Source organism: Rhodococcus sp. 5G237 (assembly GCF_053764735.1).
This window is the reverse complement of record NZ_JBSNCD010000001.1, coordinates 621,199-639,135: the sequence shown is the minus strand read 5'-3', so window position 1 is coordinate 639,135 and position 17,937 is coordinate 621,199. Positions and strand designations below refer to the sequence as shown.

At 68.0% G+C, this 17,937-nt stretch carries 13 protein-coding genes and 1 pseudogene; 5 read left to right on the top strand and 9 right to left on the bottom strand.

Going from position 1 to position 17,937, the window contains the following annotated elements:
* Positions 1–46: 46 nt before the first annotated feature.
* From glf to ACWPOC_RS02995, 3 genes are all read right to left on the bottom strand, one after another.
* Positions 47–1,267: a UDP-galactopyranose mutase gene (gene glf, locus ACWPOC_RS03005; protein ID WP_120281074.1), complete on the bottom strand. Its 1,221-nt coding sequence runs from the start codon at positions 1,265–1,267 to the stop codon at positions 47–49.
* A gap of 72 nt (positions 1,268–1,339) precedes the next feature.
* Positions 1,340–2,092 carry a MerR family transcriptional regulator gene (locus tag ACWPOC_RS03000; protein ID WP_455407980.1) on the bottom strand — a complete coding sequence of 251 codons (753 nt, stop codon included), beginning with the start codon at positions 2,090–2,092 and terminating at the stop codon, positions 1,340–1,342.
* A gap of 140 nt (positions 2,093–2,232) precedes the next feature.
* On the bottom strand, positions 2,233–3,792 hold the full coding sequence (locus ACWPOC_RS02995) for a SpoIID/LytB domain-containing protein (RefSeq protein WP_455407979.1): 1,560 nt from the start codon (positions 3,790–3,792) through the stop codon (positions 2,233–2,235).
* 273 nt (positions 3,793–4,065) lie between these two features.
* Between ACWPOC_RS02995 and ACWPOC_RS02990 the strand changes: the two genes are divergently transcribed.
* Entirely contained in the window at positions 4,066–6,210 is a 2,145-nt protein-coding gene (locus tag ACWPOC_RS02990) for an N-acetylmuramoyl-L-alanine amidase (protein ID WP_455407978.1), read from the top strand.
* Positions 6,211–6,235: 25 nt separating this feature from the next.
* Here the strand turns inward: ACWPOC_RS02990 and ACWPOC_RS02985 are convergent, their stop codons facing one another.
* Together ACWPOC_RS02985 and ACWPOC_RS02980 are read right to left on the bottom strand one after the other, a co-directional pair.
* A complete protein-coding gene (locus ACWPOC_RS02985; protein WP_404817782.1) occupies positions 6,236–7,099 on the bottom strand; it encodes an HAD family hydrolase in 864 nt (287 codons plus the stop codon).
* Between the two features lie 4 nt (positions 7,100–7,103).
* Positions 7,104–7,919, bottom strand: a complete 816-nt coding sequence (locus tag ACWPOC_RS02980) for a lysophospholipid acyltransferase family protein (RefSeq protein WP_159416993.1) — start codon at positions 7,917–7,919, stop codon at positions 7,104–7,106.
* A gap of 282 nt (positions 7,920–8,201) precedes the next feature.
* Between ACWPOC_RS02980 and ACWPOC_RS02975 the strand changes: the two genes are divergently transcribed.
* The 3 genes and pseudogenes from ACWPOC_RS02975 to ACWPOC_RS02965 all read left to right on the top strand — a co-directional run.
* A complete protein-coding gene (locus ACWPOC_RS02975; RefSeq protein ID WP_455407977.1) occupies positions 8,202–9,752 on the top strand; it encodes a Rieske 2Fe-2S domain-containing protein in 1,551 nt (516 codons plus the stop codon).
* Positions 9,753–9,824: 72 nt separating this feature from the next.
* Complete coding sequence (locus tag ACWPOC_RS02970) at positions 9,825–10,814, top strand: ABC transporter substrate-binding protein (RefSeq protein ID WP_455407976.1); 990 nt, start codon at positions 9,825–9,827, stop codon at positions 10,812–10,814.
* Positions 10,815–10,818: 4 nt separating this feature from the next.
* A pseudogene (locus ACWPOC_RS02965) lies at positions 10,819–11,898 on the top strand (enterochelin esterase domain-containing protein); the annotation flags it as partial.
* A gap of 29 nt (positions 11,899–11,927) precedes the next feature.
* On the opposite strand, the gene ACWPOC_RS02960 reads toward ACWPOC_RS02965, so the two are convergent.
* Positions 11,928–13,127, bottom strand: a complete 1,200-nt coding sequence (locus ACWPOC_RS02960; RefSeq protein WP_455407975.1) for an MFS transporter — start codon at positions 13,125–13,127, stop codon at positions 11,928–11,930.
* 92 nt (positions 13,128–13,219) lie between these two features.
* Between ACWPOC_RS02960 and ACWPOC_RS02955 the strand changes: the two genes are divergently transcribed.
* Positions 13,220–13,720, top strand: coding sequence for a PaaI family thioesterase (locus tag ACWPOC_RS02955; protein ID WP_006553428.1), 501 nt, complete (start codon positions 13,220–13,222; stop codon positions 13,718–13,720).
* 19 nt (positions 13,721–13,739) lie between these two features.
* Here ACWPOC_RS02955 and ACWPOC_RS02950 read toward each other — a convergent pair whose 3' ends face one another.
* Genes ACWPOC_RS02950 through ACWPOC_RS02940 form a run of 3 tightly spaced genes read right to left on the bottom strand, consistent with a single transcriptional unit; the run spans position 13,740 to position 17,924 of the window.
* Positions 13,740–15,086, bottom strand: a complete 1,347-nt coding sequence (locus tag ACWPOC_RS02950) for a glutamate-1-semialdehyde 2,1-aminomutase (protein WP_159416998.1) — start codon at positions 15,084–15,086, stop codon at positions 13,740–13,742.
* A gap of 2 nt (positions 15,087–15,088) precedes the next feature.
* The gene (locus tag ACWPOC_RS02945; protein ID WP_183070626.1) at positions 15,089–16,369 is read right to left on the bottom strand and encodes a GNAT family N-acetyltransferase; all 1,281 of its coding nucleotides are present in this window, start codon (positions 16,367–16,369) and stop codon (positions 15,089–15,091) included.
* Entirely contained in the window at positions 16,356–17,924 is a 1,569-nt protein-coding gene (locus ACWPOC_RS02940; RefSeq protein WP_120281063.1) for an oligosaccharide flippase family protein, read from the bottom strand. The genes ACWPOC_RS02945 and ACWPOC_RS02940 overlap by 14 nt, the downstream gene beginning before the upstream one ends.
* Positions 17,925–17,937 lie beyond the last annotated feature (13 nt).

Here is a 17,937-nt window from a genome sequence, read left to right as displayed (position 1 = left end):
GCCTCGTGCTTGCCGGCGTTCGCGGCAGCGGCGTGCTTCGCGGCGCTCACGAGGCGTCCCCGGCGATGGGCGCTCCCGATTCGAAGTGCGGGGCCAGGACGTTGTCGAACATCGACAGCGCGCTGGCGATCGCCATGTGCATGTCGAGGTACTGGTAGGTGCCGAGACGGCCACCGAAGAGCACCTTGTTCTCGGCCGCTTCCTGCTTCGCGAGGGCGCGGTAGGCGCCCAGCTTCTCGCGGTCCTCCGAGGTGTTGATCGGGTAGTACGGCTCGTCGTCGTTCTCGGCGAACCGCGAGTACTCCCGCATGATGACCGTCTTGTCGGCCGGGTAGGTGTCGCGCTCGGGGTGGAAGTGCCGGAACTCGTGGATCCGGGTGTAGGGCACGTCGGCGTCGTTGTAGTTCATGACCGGGGTGCCCTGGAAGTCGCCCGTGGGCAGCACCTCGGTCTCGAAGTCGAGGGTGCGCCATCCGAGGCGCCCCTCGGAGTAGTCGAAGTAGCGGTCGAGCGGGCCGGTGTAGACGACGGGAGCGTCGGGGCTCGCCGCCCGGATCTCGTCGCGCACCGCGAACCAGTCGGTGTCGAGCCGGACCTCGATCCGCTCGTCCTTCGCCATGTTCTCGAGCCACGCCGTGTAACCGTCGACCGGCAGGCCCTCGTAGGTGTCGTTGAAGTAGCGGTTGTCGAAGGTGTAGCGGACGGGCAGCCGGGCGATGTTGCCGGCGGGCAGTTCCTTGGGATCGGTCTGCCACTGCTTGGCCGTGTAATCGCGGACGAACGCCTCGTAGAGGGGGCGGCCGATCAGGGAGATGGCCTTCTCCTCGAGGTTCTTCGCCTCGGCGGTGTCGATCTCGGCGGCCTGCTCCTTGATGAGGGCGCGTGCCTCGTCGGGGCTGAAGTACCGGCCGAAGAACTGCGACACCAGTCCGAGACCCATCGGGAACTGGTAGGCCTGGCCCTTGTGCATCGCGAACACGCGGTGCTGGTAGCCGGTGAAATCGGTGAACTGGTTCACGTAGTCCCACACCCTCTTGTTGGAGGTGTGGAACAGGTGGGCACCGTACTTGTGGATCTCGATCCCGGTTTCCGGCTCGGGCTCGGAGTACGCGTTGCCACCGAGGTGGTGGCGACGCTCGATCACGAGCACTCGCTTGCCGAGCTGCGTGGCCGCGCGCTCGGCGATCGTCAGTCCGAAGAATCCGGAGCCGACGACGATCAGGTCGTACTCACCGGTGGAGGGCTGGGGCGCTGATGCAGCAGTCACGGGAGACCAGGGTATGCGACTCCGTCGCGGAGGTGCCCTCTCGGTCCGGGCGGGCCGAGAGGGCCGTCACACTCACACGTAGTAGGTGAGCGCGTCACGGACGAATTCGGCGCCCTCCCGTCCTCCGTAGTTCGCTGCGAAACGCTCGTCCTCGACGTACATGTCGGCGAGACCGAGCACGTACTCGCGCGGACTGCCCTCCGCAGTGCCACATCCCGGGGTGCCCGGAACCGACGACAACCAGGCGACATGCCGCCGTGCGAGGTCCTGCGCCTCGGGTCCGGCCGGGTCGAGCCCGGCCCGGGCCGCCGCGATCCAGTCGTGGTTCAGTTGCTCGACCGGCCTCATCCAGTCGCGCCTGGCGGCGTCGTCCATGCCCCGCCACCAACGGTCGCCCGAGTCGTAGGCGTCCTTGCCCCACCGTTCGATCACTTCGTCCCGGTATTGCGTGTGGTCGAACCCGTCGAACACTTCGTTTGCCACGAGTTCCTCCCCTCTCTCCGTCTTCGCCAAGGTGGTGCGCACCGCCGCGATACGACGGTCCAACTGCCGGCGCTCGTGTTCGAGCAGGTCGAGGTGGGTACGCAGTGCGTTCGCGGTGTCGTCGTGACCGCCGAGCACGTCGCGGATGGCGGGCAGTGCCAGCCCCAGATCGCGGAGCAGCAGGATGCGCTGGAGACGCACGAGTGCGTCCTGGTCGTAGAACCGCATGCCGTTGCTGCCGGTGCGACTCGGACGCAGCACCCCCACGTCGCCGTAGTGCCGCAGGGTGCGGCTGGTGACACCGGCGGCGCGTGCCAGTTGCTGGATCGACCATTCCCGCACGTGCCCACCTCTTTCTTTCCGGCTACGACCAGCGTGCATCTTGACGTTGCGTCAACGTCAACACTCGTCGTCGCGGTGCCGGAACGCCACCGGCCGGCCGCCCTGTTCGGGCGACCGGCCGGTCGAGGTGTGCCGTCGGGTTACTCGGCGCTACCCGTGTTGGGGAACCAGTCCTCGAGGAAGCTCGCATCGATCACCTGCGCACCGAGGTCCGGTGTCCACACGATGGCGCCGCCGGTGAAGATCCGGAACTTACCGATCTCGTCGGGCAGCATCAGCTCGGGGCCGATGGGCGAGCCGAGCACGCTGTCGACGCCGCCGAGGTCCAGATAGGCCTGCTCGATGGGTGAGGTGCCGGTGCCGCTGCCGAAGGGATCGGTGCCGGTCTCGGGGCCGGGTTCGGGCGCCGGAGTGATCTCCGGGGCGTCCTCGTCGATGCCTTCCTTGACGGTGAACCAGTCGGAACGCAGTCCCAGCTTGGTCCGTGCCTCGGCACCCGTCGTCTCGATGGTGCGGTCGGAGCCGACCACACGGACCCGCGTCACGCGGCCACCCTCGGGTCCGAGATTGTTGCGGGAGAGCACCTCGAAGGCCTGGAGGTCGCCGACGCCGAACTTGCTGCCGATCTCGGCCGCGGTGAAGGTCTTGGCCCATTCGCGGTTCGGGGCGACCTTGTCGCCCTCGTCCTCGACGGGCGGGAAGGTGCCGCCGGCCGAGTAGCCACCGGTGGAGGCGGAGAACTCGCTGCGCACGACCTCGCCGTCCTTCATCAGGACGGTTCCGCGGGTGGTGCGCACACCGTCGTCCGTGCGCGGATCCTCGACGCCCGACCCGCCGTAGACCTGACAGTCCGTGGTGTCGCAGGTCTGCCACTTCTCGTGACGCTTCTCGGCGAGGGCGTAGGACCGCGCGGCGATGGCCTGCGCCCGCAGCGCCTCGGCACCACCGGTGTCGGCCCAGGCGGGCAGCGCCTCGGCGGGGACCACGCTGCGCAGGTAGTCCTCGACGTGGAGGCGGTTGACGGTGCGCGGGGCGGTGCCGTCGAGCACCACACCGAGGGCGCCGCGGTAGGTCTTGTCGTCCGAGCACATGGTGAGGTGCTCGTTCGCGGGACGGTCCTCGGCGAGGTCGATCGGGTCGACCCACGGCAGGTCGGTGGCGGCCTGCCACAGCACGTCGCCGCTGCAGCCCTCGGTGACGACGACGTTCGCACCACCGTCCGGGGTGGGTGTCAGGTGCGCGGCCTCGCCGGGCGCGAGCTGCTTACCGGCGACGATCATGCCGGTGTCGGAGTAGACGTCGAGGGTGTGGTCGTCGCGCGCCATGAGACGGACCGCGATCATCGCGTCGTCAACCGTGCCGAGTTCGGTACCGCCGTAGTAATGGCCGATGATCCGTTCGGCGGTCCATCCGTCCTGGGCGTAGCCGTAGGCACCCCACTGCCCCATGCCGCGACCGTGGCCGTGACCGAAGCCGCTGAACGTGAAGGGCGTGTCGGCCGAAACCGCTTGCACGACAACCGGTGCCGCCTGGTTGCTCTGGACGAGCGCGCCGACGCCGGCTCCGACGAGCAGCGCGGGAGCGACCCCGATCGCGGCAGCACGGGCGACGGAGGGACGCCATCCGTTGCGCAACGGCCTGCCGAGGATGATGCGCCGCCTCCGGATCTTGCCTCTGCGCCCGATGGACTGTCGTGACATGACGTTGCTCCCTCGTTGTCGCTCTGGGCGCGAACTCGTGATCCGCGATATCGGACAATTTCGACCGATCCTCAAGCTCAGGTTGAGGCTTAAGGTTTGCTGCGTCTAGTGTGACAAGAGTGACGGAGCTAGGCAACAAATGTCACAGAAGCAACACAAGAATCACGAGTTACAGAACTTTCGTGTCCGAACCGGACTACGGAAGCGACACGTAAGGGACGATCCGAAGTCGGAACCGTCCGCTGGAGCACCAACGACAGGGAGTAGCAAACAGTGCCGCATCGCCGCCCCAAGCCGTCGATCGTCCTGGGTGCCGTCGCCGCCCTGGCCGTCGCGACGCCCTTCGCCGTCACCGGGCTGACCAGCACCGCTCCCGAGATCCGGAATGCCAACGACACCGTCGAGGCAGTGGCACCCGATATCGCGGAAGTCGTGCTCGCCTCGGTGCCCGACCTGATCATCCCGCTCGAGGAACTGACCGGTCTCAACCTGCCGGACCTCAGCCTGAAGGAGATCGTCGACGGCCTCCCGCAGATCACGACTGCTCCCGACCCGAACGGCGGACTCGTCCAGCGCGTCGGTGCGACCGTCAAGGAACTCACCCGCGACACCCCGTTCAGCCTCGTCGCGCTCGCCGCCGAGGACGTCGCCGCCACCGACGCGCTCATCCGCGCGCAGAAGGACGACGGCAGCTGGGGTCCCTGGACCGCGACCGAGCCGATCGAGACGCGCGCCGACGACGCCACCGCCGAAGGACGCACGGGCACGGAGCCGATCTACGTCGGTGCCACGCGTGCGGTGCAGGTGCTGCTGACGCCGCGTCCCGGCCCCGAACCGAATCTTGCCGGCGCGGAGGCCCCGCCGGCGCCCGAAGCTGCTGCTCCCGCTCCCGAGGCACCCGCCCCTGAGGCACCGGCGCCCGGAGCTCCCGCTCCTGCAGCACCGGTGGAGGCCCCGGTCCCCGTCGACGAGGCACCCGCGCCGGTCGCTGCACCCGCAGCCGATGCGCCCGACCTCGGATACGTGCCCGCGTCCTCGTCCAAGCCGCTGCGCGAGAACCCGCTGCAGGCAGCCGCCGAAGCGGTCAGTGCCGTGCTCATCTCGCCCGGCAGCAGCGAGGCGGACGCGCGACTCGAGGACATCGCGAGCCCGCTCGGCAACTCCGGCCTGAAGGTGATCACCCGCCAGCAGTGGGGCGCCGACGAGTCGATGCGCTGCCAGACCCCGACCTACGACGACTCCCTCGGTGGCGCGACCGTGCACCACACCGCGGGCAGCAACAACTACTCGAAGGCCGAATCGGCCGAGATCGTGCGCGCGATCTACGCGTACCACGCACGCACGCTCGGCTGGTGCGACATCGGATACAACACGCTCGTCGACAAGTACGGCCAGATCTTCGAGGGTCGCGCCGGTGGTCTCGAGCGCAACGTGCAGGGCGCCCACTCGGGTGGTTTCAACGAGAACACCCACGGCATCGCGATGATGGGCGACTTCTCGACCCAGGCCCCGCCGCAGGCCGCAGTGGAATCGGTCGGCAAGTTCCTCGGCTGGCGACTGGCACGGGCGGGGCTCGACCCCAAGGGTCGCACCACCATGTACTCCGAGGGCACGTCGTTCACTCCGTACCCGCGCGGCGCGGCGGTCGACCTGCCGATCATCTTCGCGCACCGCGACGTGGGCAACACCAGTTGCCCGGGCGACGCCGGTTACGCGCAGATGGGGAAGATCCGCGACATCGCCGCAGCCGCGGCGAAGGGTGGCGGTGGCAGCCCGCAACCGTCGAACCCGCAGCCCTCGAACCCGAAGCCGTCGAACCCGCAGCCCTCGAATCCGTCACCGTCGAACCCGTCGCCGAACGTGCCGGACGTCAACGTCGGAGCGCTCGCCTCGGGCTCGGCCGACACCGCCGAAGGTGTCGTCGACGAACTGATCCGCCTCAGCGGTCACCCGCTGGTCCAGAAGTGGCTCGCCGAGGGCGGCGAACTCGGACGGCTCGGTCAGGCGGTGACCTCGATCCTTCCCGCGGTCAAGAGCGGTTTCGAACGAGTGAATTTCGTCAACGGTGCCATCTACACGTCACCGAACGGCGGCACGTGGACGGTACTCGGCGAGATCTACAAGGCGTGGGAGAAGAACGGACTCGACGCTGGTGAGCTGGGGTTGCCCACCAGCGACGAGTACCGGGTGCCGGACGGTTGGCGTTCGGACTTCGAGTTCGGCTCGCTGATCTTCAACGAGGTCACGGGTGTCGTCACCAAGGTGCTGCGCGCCTACGACGACGCCTACAACCAGGCGATGCAGGATCAGCCGGCCGACGTCGCAGGACCCGCACCCGAGGGTGCTCCTGCGCCCGAACCCGGACCCGAACCGGCACCTGCGCCGGAACCGGCACCCGCACCGGCGCCCGCGGGCTGACCCGCAGCGCACCGGTAGGAACGAGTCACCGCCACCACCGTTCGAGAACGCGGGCCACCCCGTCCTCGACGTTGGTGGCGGTGACTTCGTCTGCGACCGACTTCGCGTCCGGATGCGCGTTCTCCATCGCCACGCCGTGACGCGCCATCGACAGCATCGGGATGTCGTTGGGCATGTCGCCGAAGGCCACGAGATTCTCGTGGGAGACACCGAGCATCCGGGCCATCTCCTGGAGACCGGACGCCTTCGTGACCCCCGCCGCGGAGATCTCGATGAGCCCGTGGGTCGTCGAATAGGTCACGTCGACCAGCCCGTGCAGTTTCGGCACGAGAGCCTCCGCCATCTCCCGGCTGGTCGCGCCGGGGAGCCGGACGAGCAATTTGATGGCCGGCTCACCGATCACCTCGTGCTCGGCGAGTTCGGTGTTGTCCGGATTCAGCCAGGCGTGTTCGTAACCGGGAGCGCTGACGAACTGCGGCGTCGCCGCGTCGTGGGCCCGCTCCCCCACCCGCTCCGCGGCCAGACCGCAACCGGGAAGCACCGACGAGGCCACCTCGGCGAGCCACGCCAGTTCGTCGACCTCGAGCACCGCGGCGCTGAGCACACGGTCGGTGGAACTGTCGTAGAGCACGGCACCGTTCGCGCACACCGCCATGGGCGCGTAGCCCAGTTCCTCGACCACCGGCGCGATCCAGCGCGGCGGGCGGCCGGTGGCCAGAACGAACGGAACACCGGAGTCGACCACCGCATGCACCGCGGCGCGGGTCCGATCGGACACCTTCTCGGTGTCGTCGATCAGGGTGCCGTCCACGTCCGTGGCCACCAATCCGGGACGCGACGCGTCCGTGATGTGGTCCCGATACGGCTCTCGACTCGACTCTGCGTTCACTCCGTCATTGTGCCGAAGTACCGCGGTCGCCGCCTGCGTCGTCGTTGCCGCTACCGGCAGCACCTTCACGGGCGGCACGTTCGCGTGCCTTCCGCGCGCGGCGCTCGGCGGCCGCGGCCTCGTCCAGGGCGGTCGCCTCCTCGAGGGTCGGCGCGGATCCGCCCAGCCGGCGGGGCACCCAGTAGGCGCCGGCCTCGTGGGTGTAACCGTCCTGGACCCGGTGGAGCATCTTTTCCATGGTCGCGTGGAGCTGCGCGGTCATCTCCGCTGCAGGCTCGAACGGTTGGATGGGGGCGCCCACCTCGATGGTGATCGGGGTGTTCGTACGTCCGAGCCGCTTGGGGTGGCCCTTCGTCCACACCCGCTGCGACCCCCAGATGACCATGGGGACCACGGGGACACCGGCTTCGTTCGCCATCCGCGCCGCGCCGGACCGGAACGCCTTGAGCTCGAAGCTGCGGCTGATCGTCTCCTCCGGGAACACACCCACGAGCTGCCCGGCACGCAGCGCCTCGACGGCGAGACGGTAGGACTCGCCGGCGTCGCCGCGGTCGACGGGGATGTGCTTCATCGCGCGCATCATGGGGCCGGAGATCTTGTGGTCGAAGACTTCCTTCTTCGCCATGAAGCGGATGTACCGCTTGGTGACCCGGGCGGGGATCCCGGCGTAGGTGAAGTCCATGTAGCCGGTGTGGTTGATCGCGATGACCGCACCACCCGTCGCCGGGATGTTCTCCGCCCCGGTGATCGCGAATTTCAGCCCTTGCGCTGCGAAGAGCGTGCGGGCGACACCGATGATGGTCCGATAGAAGGGTTCCACGCCGGTCAGCCTAGCGGGGCCCGGTGGAGGAACGACCGTGATCATCGTCGAAAGGCGATGCTGTGCGCGGCGACCTCGAATCCTTCGATGCCGCGGCCGCCTCCGTCACCCCGATCTCGGAGGTGTACACGAGTGTGACGATTCCGATCGTTGGGGCCGGTACACCCCGTGACCTGGTGGTCCTGCTCACGACGGGTAGCAACGGGTACTGCCTGGGCGCAGTGGACCGACTGGCGGCGCCTACCCTGGTAGGCGTCGGTCAGCACGTCAGGAGGGTACGAAGTGCAGATCACCAGCGTCGGACACGCCGGTTTCCACATCCAGACCGAAGCGGGGTCCATCCTGTGCGATCCGTGGGTCACGCCCGCGTACTTCGCCTCGTGGGTGCCCTTCCCGGACAACACCGGTCTCGACTGGGACGCTCTCGGCAACGTCGACTACCTGTACGTCTCGCATCTGCACAAGGATCACTTCGATCCCGACACGCTGAGCAAGCACGTCAACAAGGACGCGACCGTCCTGTTGCCCGATTATCCGGTGCCGGACCTGCGTCGCGAGCTCGAGAATCTCGGCTTCACGAAGTTCTTCGAGACCACCGATTCCGTGAAGCACACGGTAAGTGGTCCCGAGGGCGATCTCGACATCATGATCATCGCGCTGCGCGCGCCGGCCGACGGACCGATCGGCGATTCGGGCCTGATCGTCTCCGACGGTGAGTCGACCGTGTTCAACATGAACGACGCGCGGCCGATCGACATGGACGTCATGCACGAGGCGTTCGGGAAGATCGACATCCACCTGCTGCAGTACTCGGGCGCCATCTGGTACCCGATGGTCTACGACATCCCGAAGAAGACCAAGGCCAACTTCGGCAAGCAGAAGCGCCAGCGCGGCATGGACCGTTGCCGCAGTTACATCGACCAGGTCGACGCGACGTGGATCGTGCCGTCTGCCGGTCCGCCGGTCTTCCTCGACGACGACCTGCGCGATCTCAACGACGACCACGGCGACGAGGGCAACATCTTCCCCGACCAGCAGGTCTTCCTCGAGCAGCTGCGCATCCACGGCCGCGAGGGCGGTCTGCTCATGATCCCGGGTTCGGTGGTGGATCTGAAGGGCAGCGAGCACATGACGCTCACGCACCCGATCCCCGACGAGCAGGTCGAGGCGATCTTCACGAACAAGGCCGCCTACATCGAGGACATGGCGCAGCGTTTCGCTCCGGTGATCGCGGCGCAGAAGGCGACCTGGGCTCCCGCCGAGGGTGAGCCGCTGCTGTCCGCGCTCAAGGCGAAGTTCGAGCCGATCATGGCGCAGTCCGATCTCATCTGCGACGGCATCGGCTATCCGGTGGGTCTGGTGATGGGCGACGAGACCGTGGTGCTCGACTTCCCCAAGCGCGTCGTGCGCGAACCCATCGAGGGAGAAGGCAAGTACCGTTACGGTTTCCGCATCTCCCCCGAGCTCGTGCGCACGGTTCTGCGCGACGACGAGCCCGACTGGGTCAACACGATCTTCCTGTCCACCCGGTTCACGGCCTGGCGCATCGGCGGATACAACGAGTTCCTCTACACCTTCTTCAAGTGCCTGACCGACGAGCGCATCGCGTACGCCGACGGCTGGTTCGCCGAGGCGCACGACGACTCGGCGTCGATCGAGTTGGGCGGCTACGAGATCCAGCGTCGCTGCCCGCATCTGAAGGCGGACCTGTCGAAGTTCGGTGTCGTCGACGGCACCACGCTGACCTGTAACCTGCACGGCTGGCAGTGGGATCTCGAATCGGGTCGCTGCAAGACCTCGAAGGGGCACGAACTGCGCAGCAGCAAGTTGTGACGACGATGACGGCACAACCCGCGAGTTAATTAGTTTAGGCTTACCTAGTCCTTACGTTGTGGAAGGTGAGTCTTGAAGTCGCTCCGTCGTGTCGTGCCGCTACTGGCCGTCCCCTTGGCCCTGACCGTCGCCTGCTCGGGTTCGTCCGATCCCGCAGGCTCCACCGAGCCTCCGGGAGAGAACCGAACCTTCAGTGTCACCGACCGGTTCGGCGAGGTCACGCTCGACGAGACACCCGAACGCGTCGTCACCCTGTCGGTTTCCGACAACGACGCCGCTCTGGCGGCCGGAGTGGTGCCGGTGGCCATGACCGCTTCGGTGGTCCGACCCGTCATGCCGTGGACCGAGGATGCGGTCACCGAACTCGGAGGCACTGTCCCACCCTTGCTCGAGTTCACCGAGGTGCCCGTCGAAGAGATCGCCTCCTACGAACCCGACCTCATCCTCGCCACGGGAATCGAGCTGGAGAACTCGGTGTACGAGCAGCTTTCGGCCGTCGCCCCCACCCTTGCGCGTGCAGACGAGAAGAAGGCCGACAGTTGGACGCAGCAGACGCAGCGTGTCGCCGAACTGTTCGGGGTCCGCGACGAGATCGACGCGCGCATCGAAGCGGTCGAGACCGAATTGGCGTCCGCCAAGGAGCAGCATCCCGAACTCGACGGCGCGACCTACGTCGTATCCCTCCTGCATTCCACCGACCGGGCCGGATTGCTGACCGGGCCGGATTCGGCGACGAGCCAGCTCTTCGGTGACCTCGGACTCGTACCGTCCCCTGCCACCGAGCAGTACGTCGCGCAGGGCAAGGACAACCAGATCAGCCCGGAGAACTTCGACCTGTTCGAAGCGGACGTGTTCATCGGCTATTTCCCGGACGAGTCGTTCCGCGAAAGCTACTCCGCCATGCCGGTCTTCGCGTCGTTGGACGTCGTTCGGGAGGGTCGTCACTACGTGCCCACCGACGAGGAGTGGCGCGCCTTCCGCTCGACGAGCCTGCTGAGCATGGCGTGGCTCGGTGAGCAGTTGCCCGAGAAGATCGCCGCTGCGGTCCGCGGCGACGCCTGACGCCATGACCGACGACACCGGCGTGCCTACCCCATCTCCTCGGAAACGGCTGCCCGCCCCGGATCGCAGTGCCGTCACGCCTCCCGAGGCTGCCTACCGCTCGCGCGTGCTCGGGGACGGTACGCCGGTGTTCACCGCCGACGACGACGGCTGGATCGCGACCTTCACGGTGAGCGCAGACCGGATGCCGCCCTTCACCGCCGAGGTGTTTCTCGACGTCAACTGCGTGACCGACCGCAGCCGCATCGCCGAGAGCACGATGCGGCGCGATCCGGACGGTCGGTCGTGGACGCATTCGGTCCGGGTACCCAGCGCTTGGCGCGGTTCCTACGCTTTCATTCCGTCGGCCGGCCCGATCGACGGACCGGAGGACGGAGAGAACGAACGCGAATGGTGGATCCGGTTCCGTCGCAATGCAACCGGGACCCGCGAAGGTGCAGCTCCCGATGCACCACCACAACGCTTCCGGACGGGAGAGCCGCCTGCGGGAGATCTTCACACCTCGATCGTCGTGCTCGACGGGACCCCGCGCCGCGTACACACATATCTTCCGCCCATACCGGGACGGGGCACGGTACTGCTGTTCGACGGCGACGAGATCCTCGCCCACGGAGTGCTCGCCGCCTTCGACGGCACCGCCTCACCGGCACGTGTCGTGGCCGTCGAGCACGTCGGTGCCGACGGTCCGGCACGCAACGTCCGTGCCTCCGATCTGACCGCCAACCCGCGCTTCCGGGACGAACTGCTCGCCCTCGTCGACGAGCAGGTGATCGTCGGCGGTTGCTCCTACGGTGGTCTCGCGTCGATGTTCTTCGCATTGACACGCCCGGACATCGTCGCCGGTGCGGCGTGTCTCTCACCGTCGATGTGGTGGCACGACGATCGGGGGCGCGACGTTCCGACGATCGCCGAGGCCGATCGTGGTGGCAGGGTGCCCATCTTCTGCGAGGCCGGCTCACTCGAATGGATGATGCTCGACGAGATCGACTCGGCTGTGAGCCGTCTCGGCCGTGCCGGGCATCCCATCCGTTCCGGGCGGTTCGCCGGTGGCCACGACTGGGTTCAGTGGCGAGAGCGACTTCCCGCCCTCGTGGCCGAACTGCTCCCCGACCCTCATGGGCCGGAGAATGGAGCCGAGCGCGCCGCGGGCAACAGTCTCGGCGCGACCACGCCCAGCCCGACCAGCGGGAGCACCGTCACCGCGACCAGCACCGCCATCGGCAACCACAGCGAGCCGAGCGCGTAGGCAGCGAAGATCGCCACCGACAGCACCTCGCTCGTCAGGCCGACGACGGACGAGACGGTCGCCCGGGCGCGACCGGACATCGTGTCCTGCAGGCGCGCCTCGGCGACGATCGCTGTGTTGTGCAGCGCGCCGTAACCCACACCGATCGCCGTGAATCCGGCGATCCCTCCGGCGAGTGCACCACCGGCGATCAGTGCCGATCCGACGATCACGACGGCACCCATGGTGCGGCCGCTCATCGTCGCAGTCCGTCCGGTGGTCGCGGCACCGACCACCTGTCCGACGGCCGTCAGCGCGACCAGCACCGGCACGAATCCGGTCTCCGCTCCCGATTCGCGTGCGAGGAGAACGAAGTACTCGTCGAAGGCGAGACAGGCGAGCAGGGCGGCCGCGAGGACGACCGATCGTCGCACGGCCCGGTCGGTGCGGATCTCGGACGTGCCGGCCCGCAGCGACGACATGTAGCGGACGAGGACGGTGTCGCCGCTGCCGGCGATCTCGTCGGCCTCCTCCACCTTCGGTGCGGCGGGAAGCGTTCCCACGAGCGCGATGTCGACGACGGTGATCGCGACCGACACCCAGCCCACCAGGGCGTAACCGCCGAGTTCGAACAGCGGCGCCGCCGTGAGGATCGCGACGAAGACACACGTCATCTCACCCGCGTTGGCGTATCCCATGATCGCCGCGTACCGGTGTTCGCACCCGCGCGCGGCGAGTTCGTCGTAGACGAGGGCCTCGAAGGTGCCGGATTTCAACGACTCGCTGATGCCCCACAGGACGAAGCCGAGCGCGAACCCCCAGTAACCGGGCCACACCAGCCACATCGTGAACGCGGCGGTGAGCAGGGCTCCGCTGCCGAACAGCAGACCGCGACGGGAGACGGTGTCGGCCCACGCGCCCGACGGCACCTCCGAGACGAAGGCGACCACCGACCACAGGACGAACAGCGACGAGATGGAGCGGGTGTCGAGACCGTGATCCTCGAACAGCAACGCGTACAGGCCGTAGAGCGGCACGAACTCACGGACGGACGCGTACGCGACCACCCGCGCGGACAGCGAGGTCATCGGGTCGGATCAACATCGACGGCGCATGCAACGAGAATGGCACGCCCGGCTCCACATGTCACCCCTCCGGAGGTGGGATACGGTCGGTCATCGTGAGCACGGACGAGCAACAGCAGCGGCAGCGTACCTACACGTGGGAGGACCCGGCACCGACGTCGGCGGCCAACCGCGACATGCACGGACTCGACTTCCTGCGCGGGCTGATGGACGGGACGATCCCGCACCACCCCACCTCCCGCACGCTCGGTTTCACCGTCACCGATGCCGGCGAGGGTTTCGCCGAGGTCACCCTCGAGCCGCAGGAGTTCCACGCCAACGCGGTGGGCAGCATCCACGGCGGTGTGCTCGCCACCCTCTTCGACACCGCGATGGGCTTCTGCGTGTCGAGCACCCTCGAGGCCGGGGTCGGGTACACGACCCTCGACCTGCAGGTCCGCTACGTCCGCCCGGTGCAGACCGGGAAGGGTGTCATCCGTGTGCAGGGCTTCTGCGAGCACACCGGACGGCGCACGGCGACGGCGCGCGGTGAGGCCCGCGACTCGGAGGGCCGCCTGCTCGCGACGGGCTCGACCACCTGCCTGATCCTGCGCTGACCGTTTCCTGCACCGACCGCTACGGCAGTCGGCGCGGGGCAGCGAAGCGGCGGAGCGCAGGCGCCACCGGCCGTCCGCGCAGGAGACCCCGGACGCTCCCGGCGTCGATCGCCTTCCGGTACACCACGAGCGCCGCTTCCACCGCGGCGACGGTGAGGTCGATGTCGTCGTCGGTGTGGGCCGCCGACACGACGAACGACTGGCCCAGGACCCCGCGGTCGAGCAGTTCCGCGAGGAACAGCGTCCGGTACTCCTGCGAGGGCGTCCCGTCGGGTCCTCGCGTCGAGAACACCAGGCAGGACGGTCTGCCCTCGACCCGGACGTACTCGTCGAGTCCCATCTCCGCCGAGAGCGCGTTCACCGCGGTGGCCAGACGCGTTCCGGCAGCCTCCATCCGTTCGATCGGCCGCTCGGTCCCGTACGCACGTACCACTGCACGGAAGGCTGCGAGCGACGCCGCTTCCGGTCCGTGGGTGGTCGAGAGCAGGAAGACCCGTTCGGCGTCGGTCCCGAGTCCGCCGAGTTCCATGTACTCGCGGCGACCGGCGAGCGCGGAGATGGGGAATCCGTTCCCCATCGCCTTGCCCCAGCACGACAGGTCGGGCCGCACGTCGTAGACCGACTGCGCCCCGTGCTCCGACCAGCGGAACCCGGTGATCATCTCGTCGAGCACCATGAGCGCACCGTGGCGATCGCACAGCCGGCGCACTCCCTCGAGGAATCCGGATGCGGGTTCTGTTGTAGCAGTGGCCGCTTCGAGGACTACGCACGCCACCGGATGCGACGTGAGGGCAGCGTCGAGCGATGCGAGGTCGTTGTAGCGGAAGCGCAACGTGAGCGATCGCGAACTCTCCGGGATGCCCGCGCTCATCGGCGTGGTTCCGATGAACCAGTCGTCGACGGAGAAGAAGGGGTGGTCGCAGACCGCGATGTGATCGCGCCCGGTGACGGCGCGCGCGAGACGGACCGCCGCGGTGGTGGCGTCGGATCCGTTCTTGGCGAACTTGACCATGTCGGCGCCGGGCACGAGCGACAGGAAGTCCTCGGCCGCTTCGACTTCGAGGAGGGTGGGACGGCTGAAATTCGTCCCTCTCCGTACGGCTTCGGTGACGGCCTCGACGACCGGGCGGTAGCCGTGTCCCAGCGTCACCGACCGCAGTCCCATCCCGTATTCGACGTAGCGGTTCTCGTCGACGTCCCACACGTGTGCGCCGTCCCCGTGGGTGAGGATCGGCGTCATGTGTTCGGGATACTGGTCCGGGCCGCGGGCATAGGTGTGGGCACCTCCGGGCACGAGTTCGTGGAGGCGCCGCTGGAGGTGGGCAGATCTGTCGAATTTTGCTGATAGGTCGACGGATTCGGTCATCGTCATTCTCCCGCGGGGGTTGCGTGATCGAGTCTGTGTGTCTCGCTGTCTGCGCTGCCGTCCGCGACCTTGGCCCACAGGTCGAGATCACGCAGCCGGTCGTCGTGTGTGGTGATGCCTCGCATCCGTCCTTCGAGGGTGAGCCCGAGCGCCTTCGCGAAACCGGCTGCCACCGCGTTGCAGGAATCGACCCCGGTCTGTACCCGCTCGATGTTCAGCACCCCGAACGCCCGGTCGAGCAGCCATCCCGCTGCCTGCAGGAGCGCCCGGTGACTGTCGTCGCCGGTCGCGTCCACACGCAGTGTGGCGTCGTGCCGGACGAGATCGATCGGTTCGAAACCGACCGTGCCGAGGTGCCGGCCGTCCTTCTCCACGCGGTATCCGAAGGCGTGCCCCGACCAGCCCGCCCACGGTGAGCTCGGTTGCCACATCCCTTCCAGGACGGCGTCCTCCTCCCGGCGGTGTTGTCGCAACAGAGGAGCGGACAGGGCGTGGACCGGTCGCAGGATCAGCCCACCGACGTGAGCAGGTGCCGCTTGCAGCGCTGCTCGTCCGGGGGCCAGCCGTTTCGCGGTACCGAGCACGAAGCGGCAGCCGGTCGCGAGACTTCTCGGCGAGATGCGCCGGTCGACGGAGCACACCGGCAGGACGAGGGGAACCGAGGGATCGGACCACTGCGCGGTCAGTCCCTCGCCGGGCACCCGATCGGCCGTCATGGCGAACAGGATGTGGTCCTTGCGACGGCCCCCTGCCGCGAAGGACTTCTTCATCGTCGCCTCCCGGACGAACCCGAGCCGGTCCGCGCCGCGGGCGGCCGGGAGGTTGTCGACACAGATCGGCGCGGTGAGCCGGTACAGCCCCAGGGCGGTGAACGCGTGGTCCATCAAAATCGATATCGCCAGGTGCCCGATGACCCGGCCACCCACCGCCGAGTCCATCCAGATACCCAGCTCCGCGGAGCGGCTCACGTGATCGATGCCGAACAGGTTGACCTGTCCGGCGAAACGCCCGTCGACCTCGATCACGAAACCGCGCGATCGGCGGCAGGATCGCAGGTGCAGGCACTCCTGCACCCATTCCTCCTGGGTGTGCCGCGCCTCCCAGGACAGCTCACTGGCCGCCCAGAACGGTTCGATGATGGCCCGGTCGCGCAGCCGGATCCGGCGCCACTCCCGATGGTCCGAGAACCGCGGGGGCCGGAGCCGGACCACCTCCCCGGACCGCGCGACCGCGGCGAGCTCGGCGGAGCCGTGTTTCTCGGGATGGGTTCTAGGAATCGACACGGGTATCCCTCCTCGTCCTGACGGCGGTTGCGGCAAGTCGGCCGACCGTGCCGACCAGGTCGGTCGTGGCGGATCTCGCGAACACGCCGAGCGCCAGAAGATAGGCGGCTGCGAAGACGAGTGCGTCGAGTGCCAGCAAGGCGACGGCGACGAGGGTGGGGTGCGTATCGCTCTGTGCGAGATGGTGTTCGAACAACCAGAGCACTACCGTCGCGACTGCCGCGGCGGGCAGCGGGGGAAGAATCGCGCCCGCGAGCTGCGAGAGCGACACCGGGATGCATCTCTTCGCGAGGGCCATGACGACGATCCCCACGACGATGGCCGTGATCGACACGGACAGTGCTGCTCCGACGAGGCCGAAGAATCCGACGAACACGAGCAGGAGCACCAGACCCACACCGACCTCGGTGAGCGTGTACCAGTTCAGCAGGCCCGTCCGGCCGCATCCTTTGATGATCTCCTCGCTCACGCAGATGAACGCCTTGCCGAGGCTGAGACCGGCCAGGGCGACGACCACCGGTCCGGCTCCGCGCCACGGCTCCCCCAGCACGACGACGACGGCGGGTGTGCCGGCGGCGATCATCAGCCCGGAACACGCGGCGGCACCGATGGTCGCCCATTGCAGGGCGCGCAGATAGGCCGAGACGAGCCTGCCTGGGTCCTTGGCGATCCGTGAGAAGGCGGGAAACAGTGCGACCGAGCCGATCTCGATGATCGCCATCGCCGGGATCCGGGCGATCCGCTGACCGTACCGGAAGAAGCCGAGGTCGGAGGCGCTGAGTCCTCGGCCGACCACCACCGCCTCCGTCGCCGCCTGTACGCGCGAGCCGATCATTCCGAACACGAGAGGTGCTCCGTATCGGGCGAGTTCGCGCCAGAGGGCGAACGAGGCGCGACCGCGACCCGGCCGCCAGCTGGTGATCGACCAGACCGACACCACCAGGGTGATGTACGAGACGTAGGTGCCGGCCACCATGCTCCACACACCCCAGCCGAGAGCGGCCGTCGACACCGCGACCGTTGCGTAGCTGACGGCGACGGCGGGACCGACGATCAGCCGCCTCTTGACGCTGAACTCGCGTTGCAGCATGGCTTCCGGCACGTTGGCGACCGAATAGACCAGCAGTACTCCGGAAGTCGCGGCGGCGACCAGCCCCGCGGTGGTGTTGTCGAAGATCGCCCCGATCACGGGTGCGGCCACGAGCGCGCCGATGCTCATGACGATCCCGGCCAGCAGGGTCACGCGGAAGACGGTCTCGGCCGCGTCGGCGACGTCGGTGTCGCGCTGGATGAGTCCCGACCGCAGTCCGCCTTCGACGAATGTGCCGAAGAAGGTCGTGAGAACCGTTCCTGCGACGAAGATGCCGATCTCGGCCGGGGTGAGCAGGCGTGCGAGGGCGACGGTCTGAGCGAGCGAGACCAGTTCGCAGAAGAGCAAGGCGACGGTCGACGCGCCGGCCACCCGTCCGATCGAGGACATCAGCGACCGCCCGGAGGGGCCGGTCTCCACCGTCCGGCCCGCAGGGTCCGTCTCTTCGGGGGTCGTGCTGCTCACTCCGGCGACATCC

Excerpts from the sequence above, each read along its gene's own strand:
- ACWPOC_RS02995 (WP_455407979.1), bottom strand. The coding sequence starts at position 3,792 with ATGTCACGACAGTCCATCGGGCGCAGAGGCAAGATCCGGAGGCGGCGC.
- ACWPOC_RS02960 (WP_455407975.1), bottom strand. The coding sequence starts at position 13,127 with ATGACCTCGCTGTCCGCGCGGGTGGTCGCGTACGCGTCCGTCCGTGAG.
- ACWPOC_RS02950 (WP_159416998.1), bottom strand. The coding sequence starts at position 15,086 with ATGACCGAATCCGTCGACCTATCAGCAAAATTCGACAGATCTGCCCAC.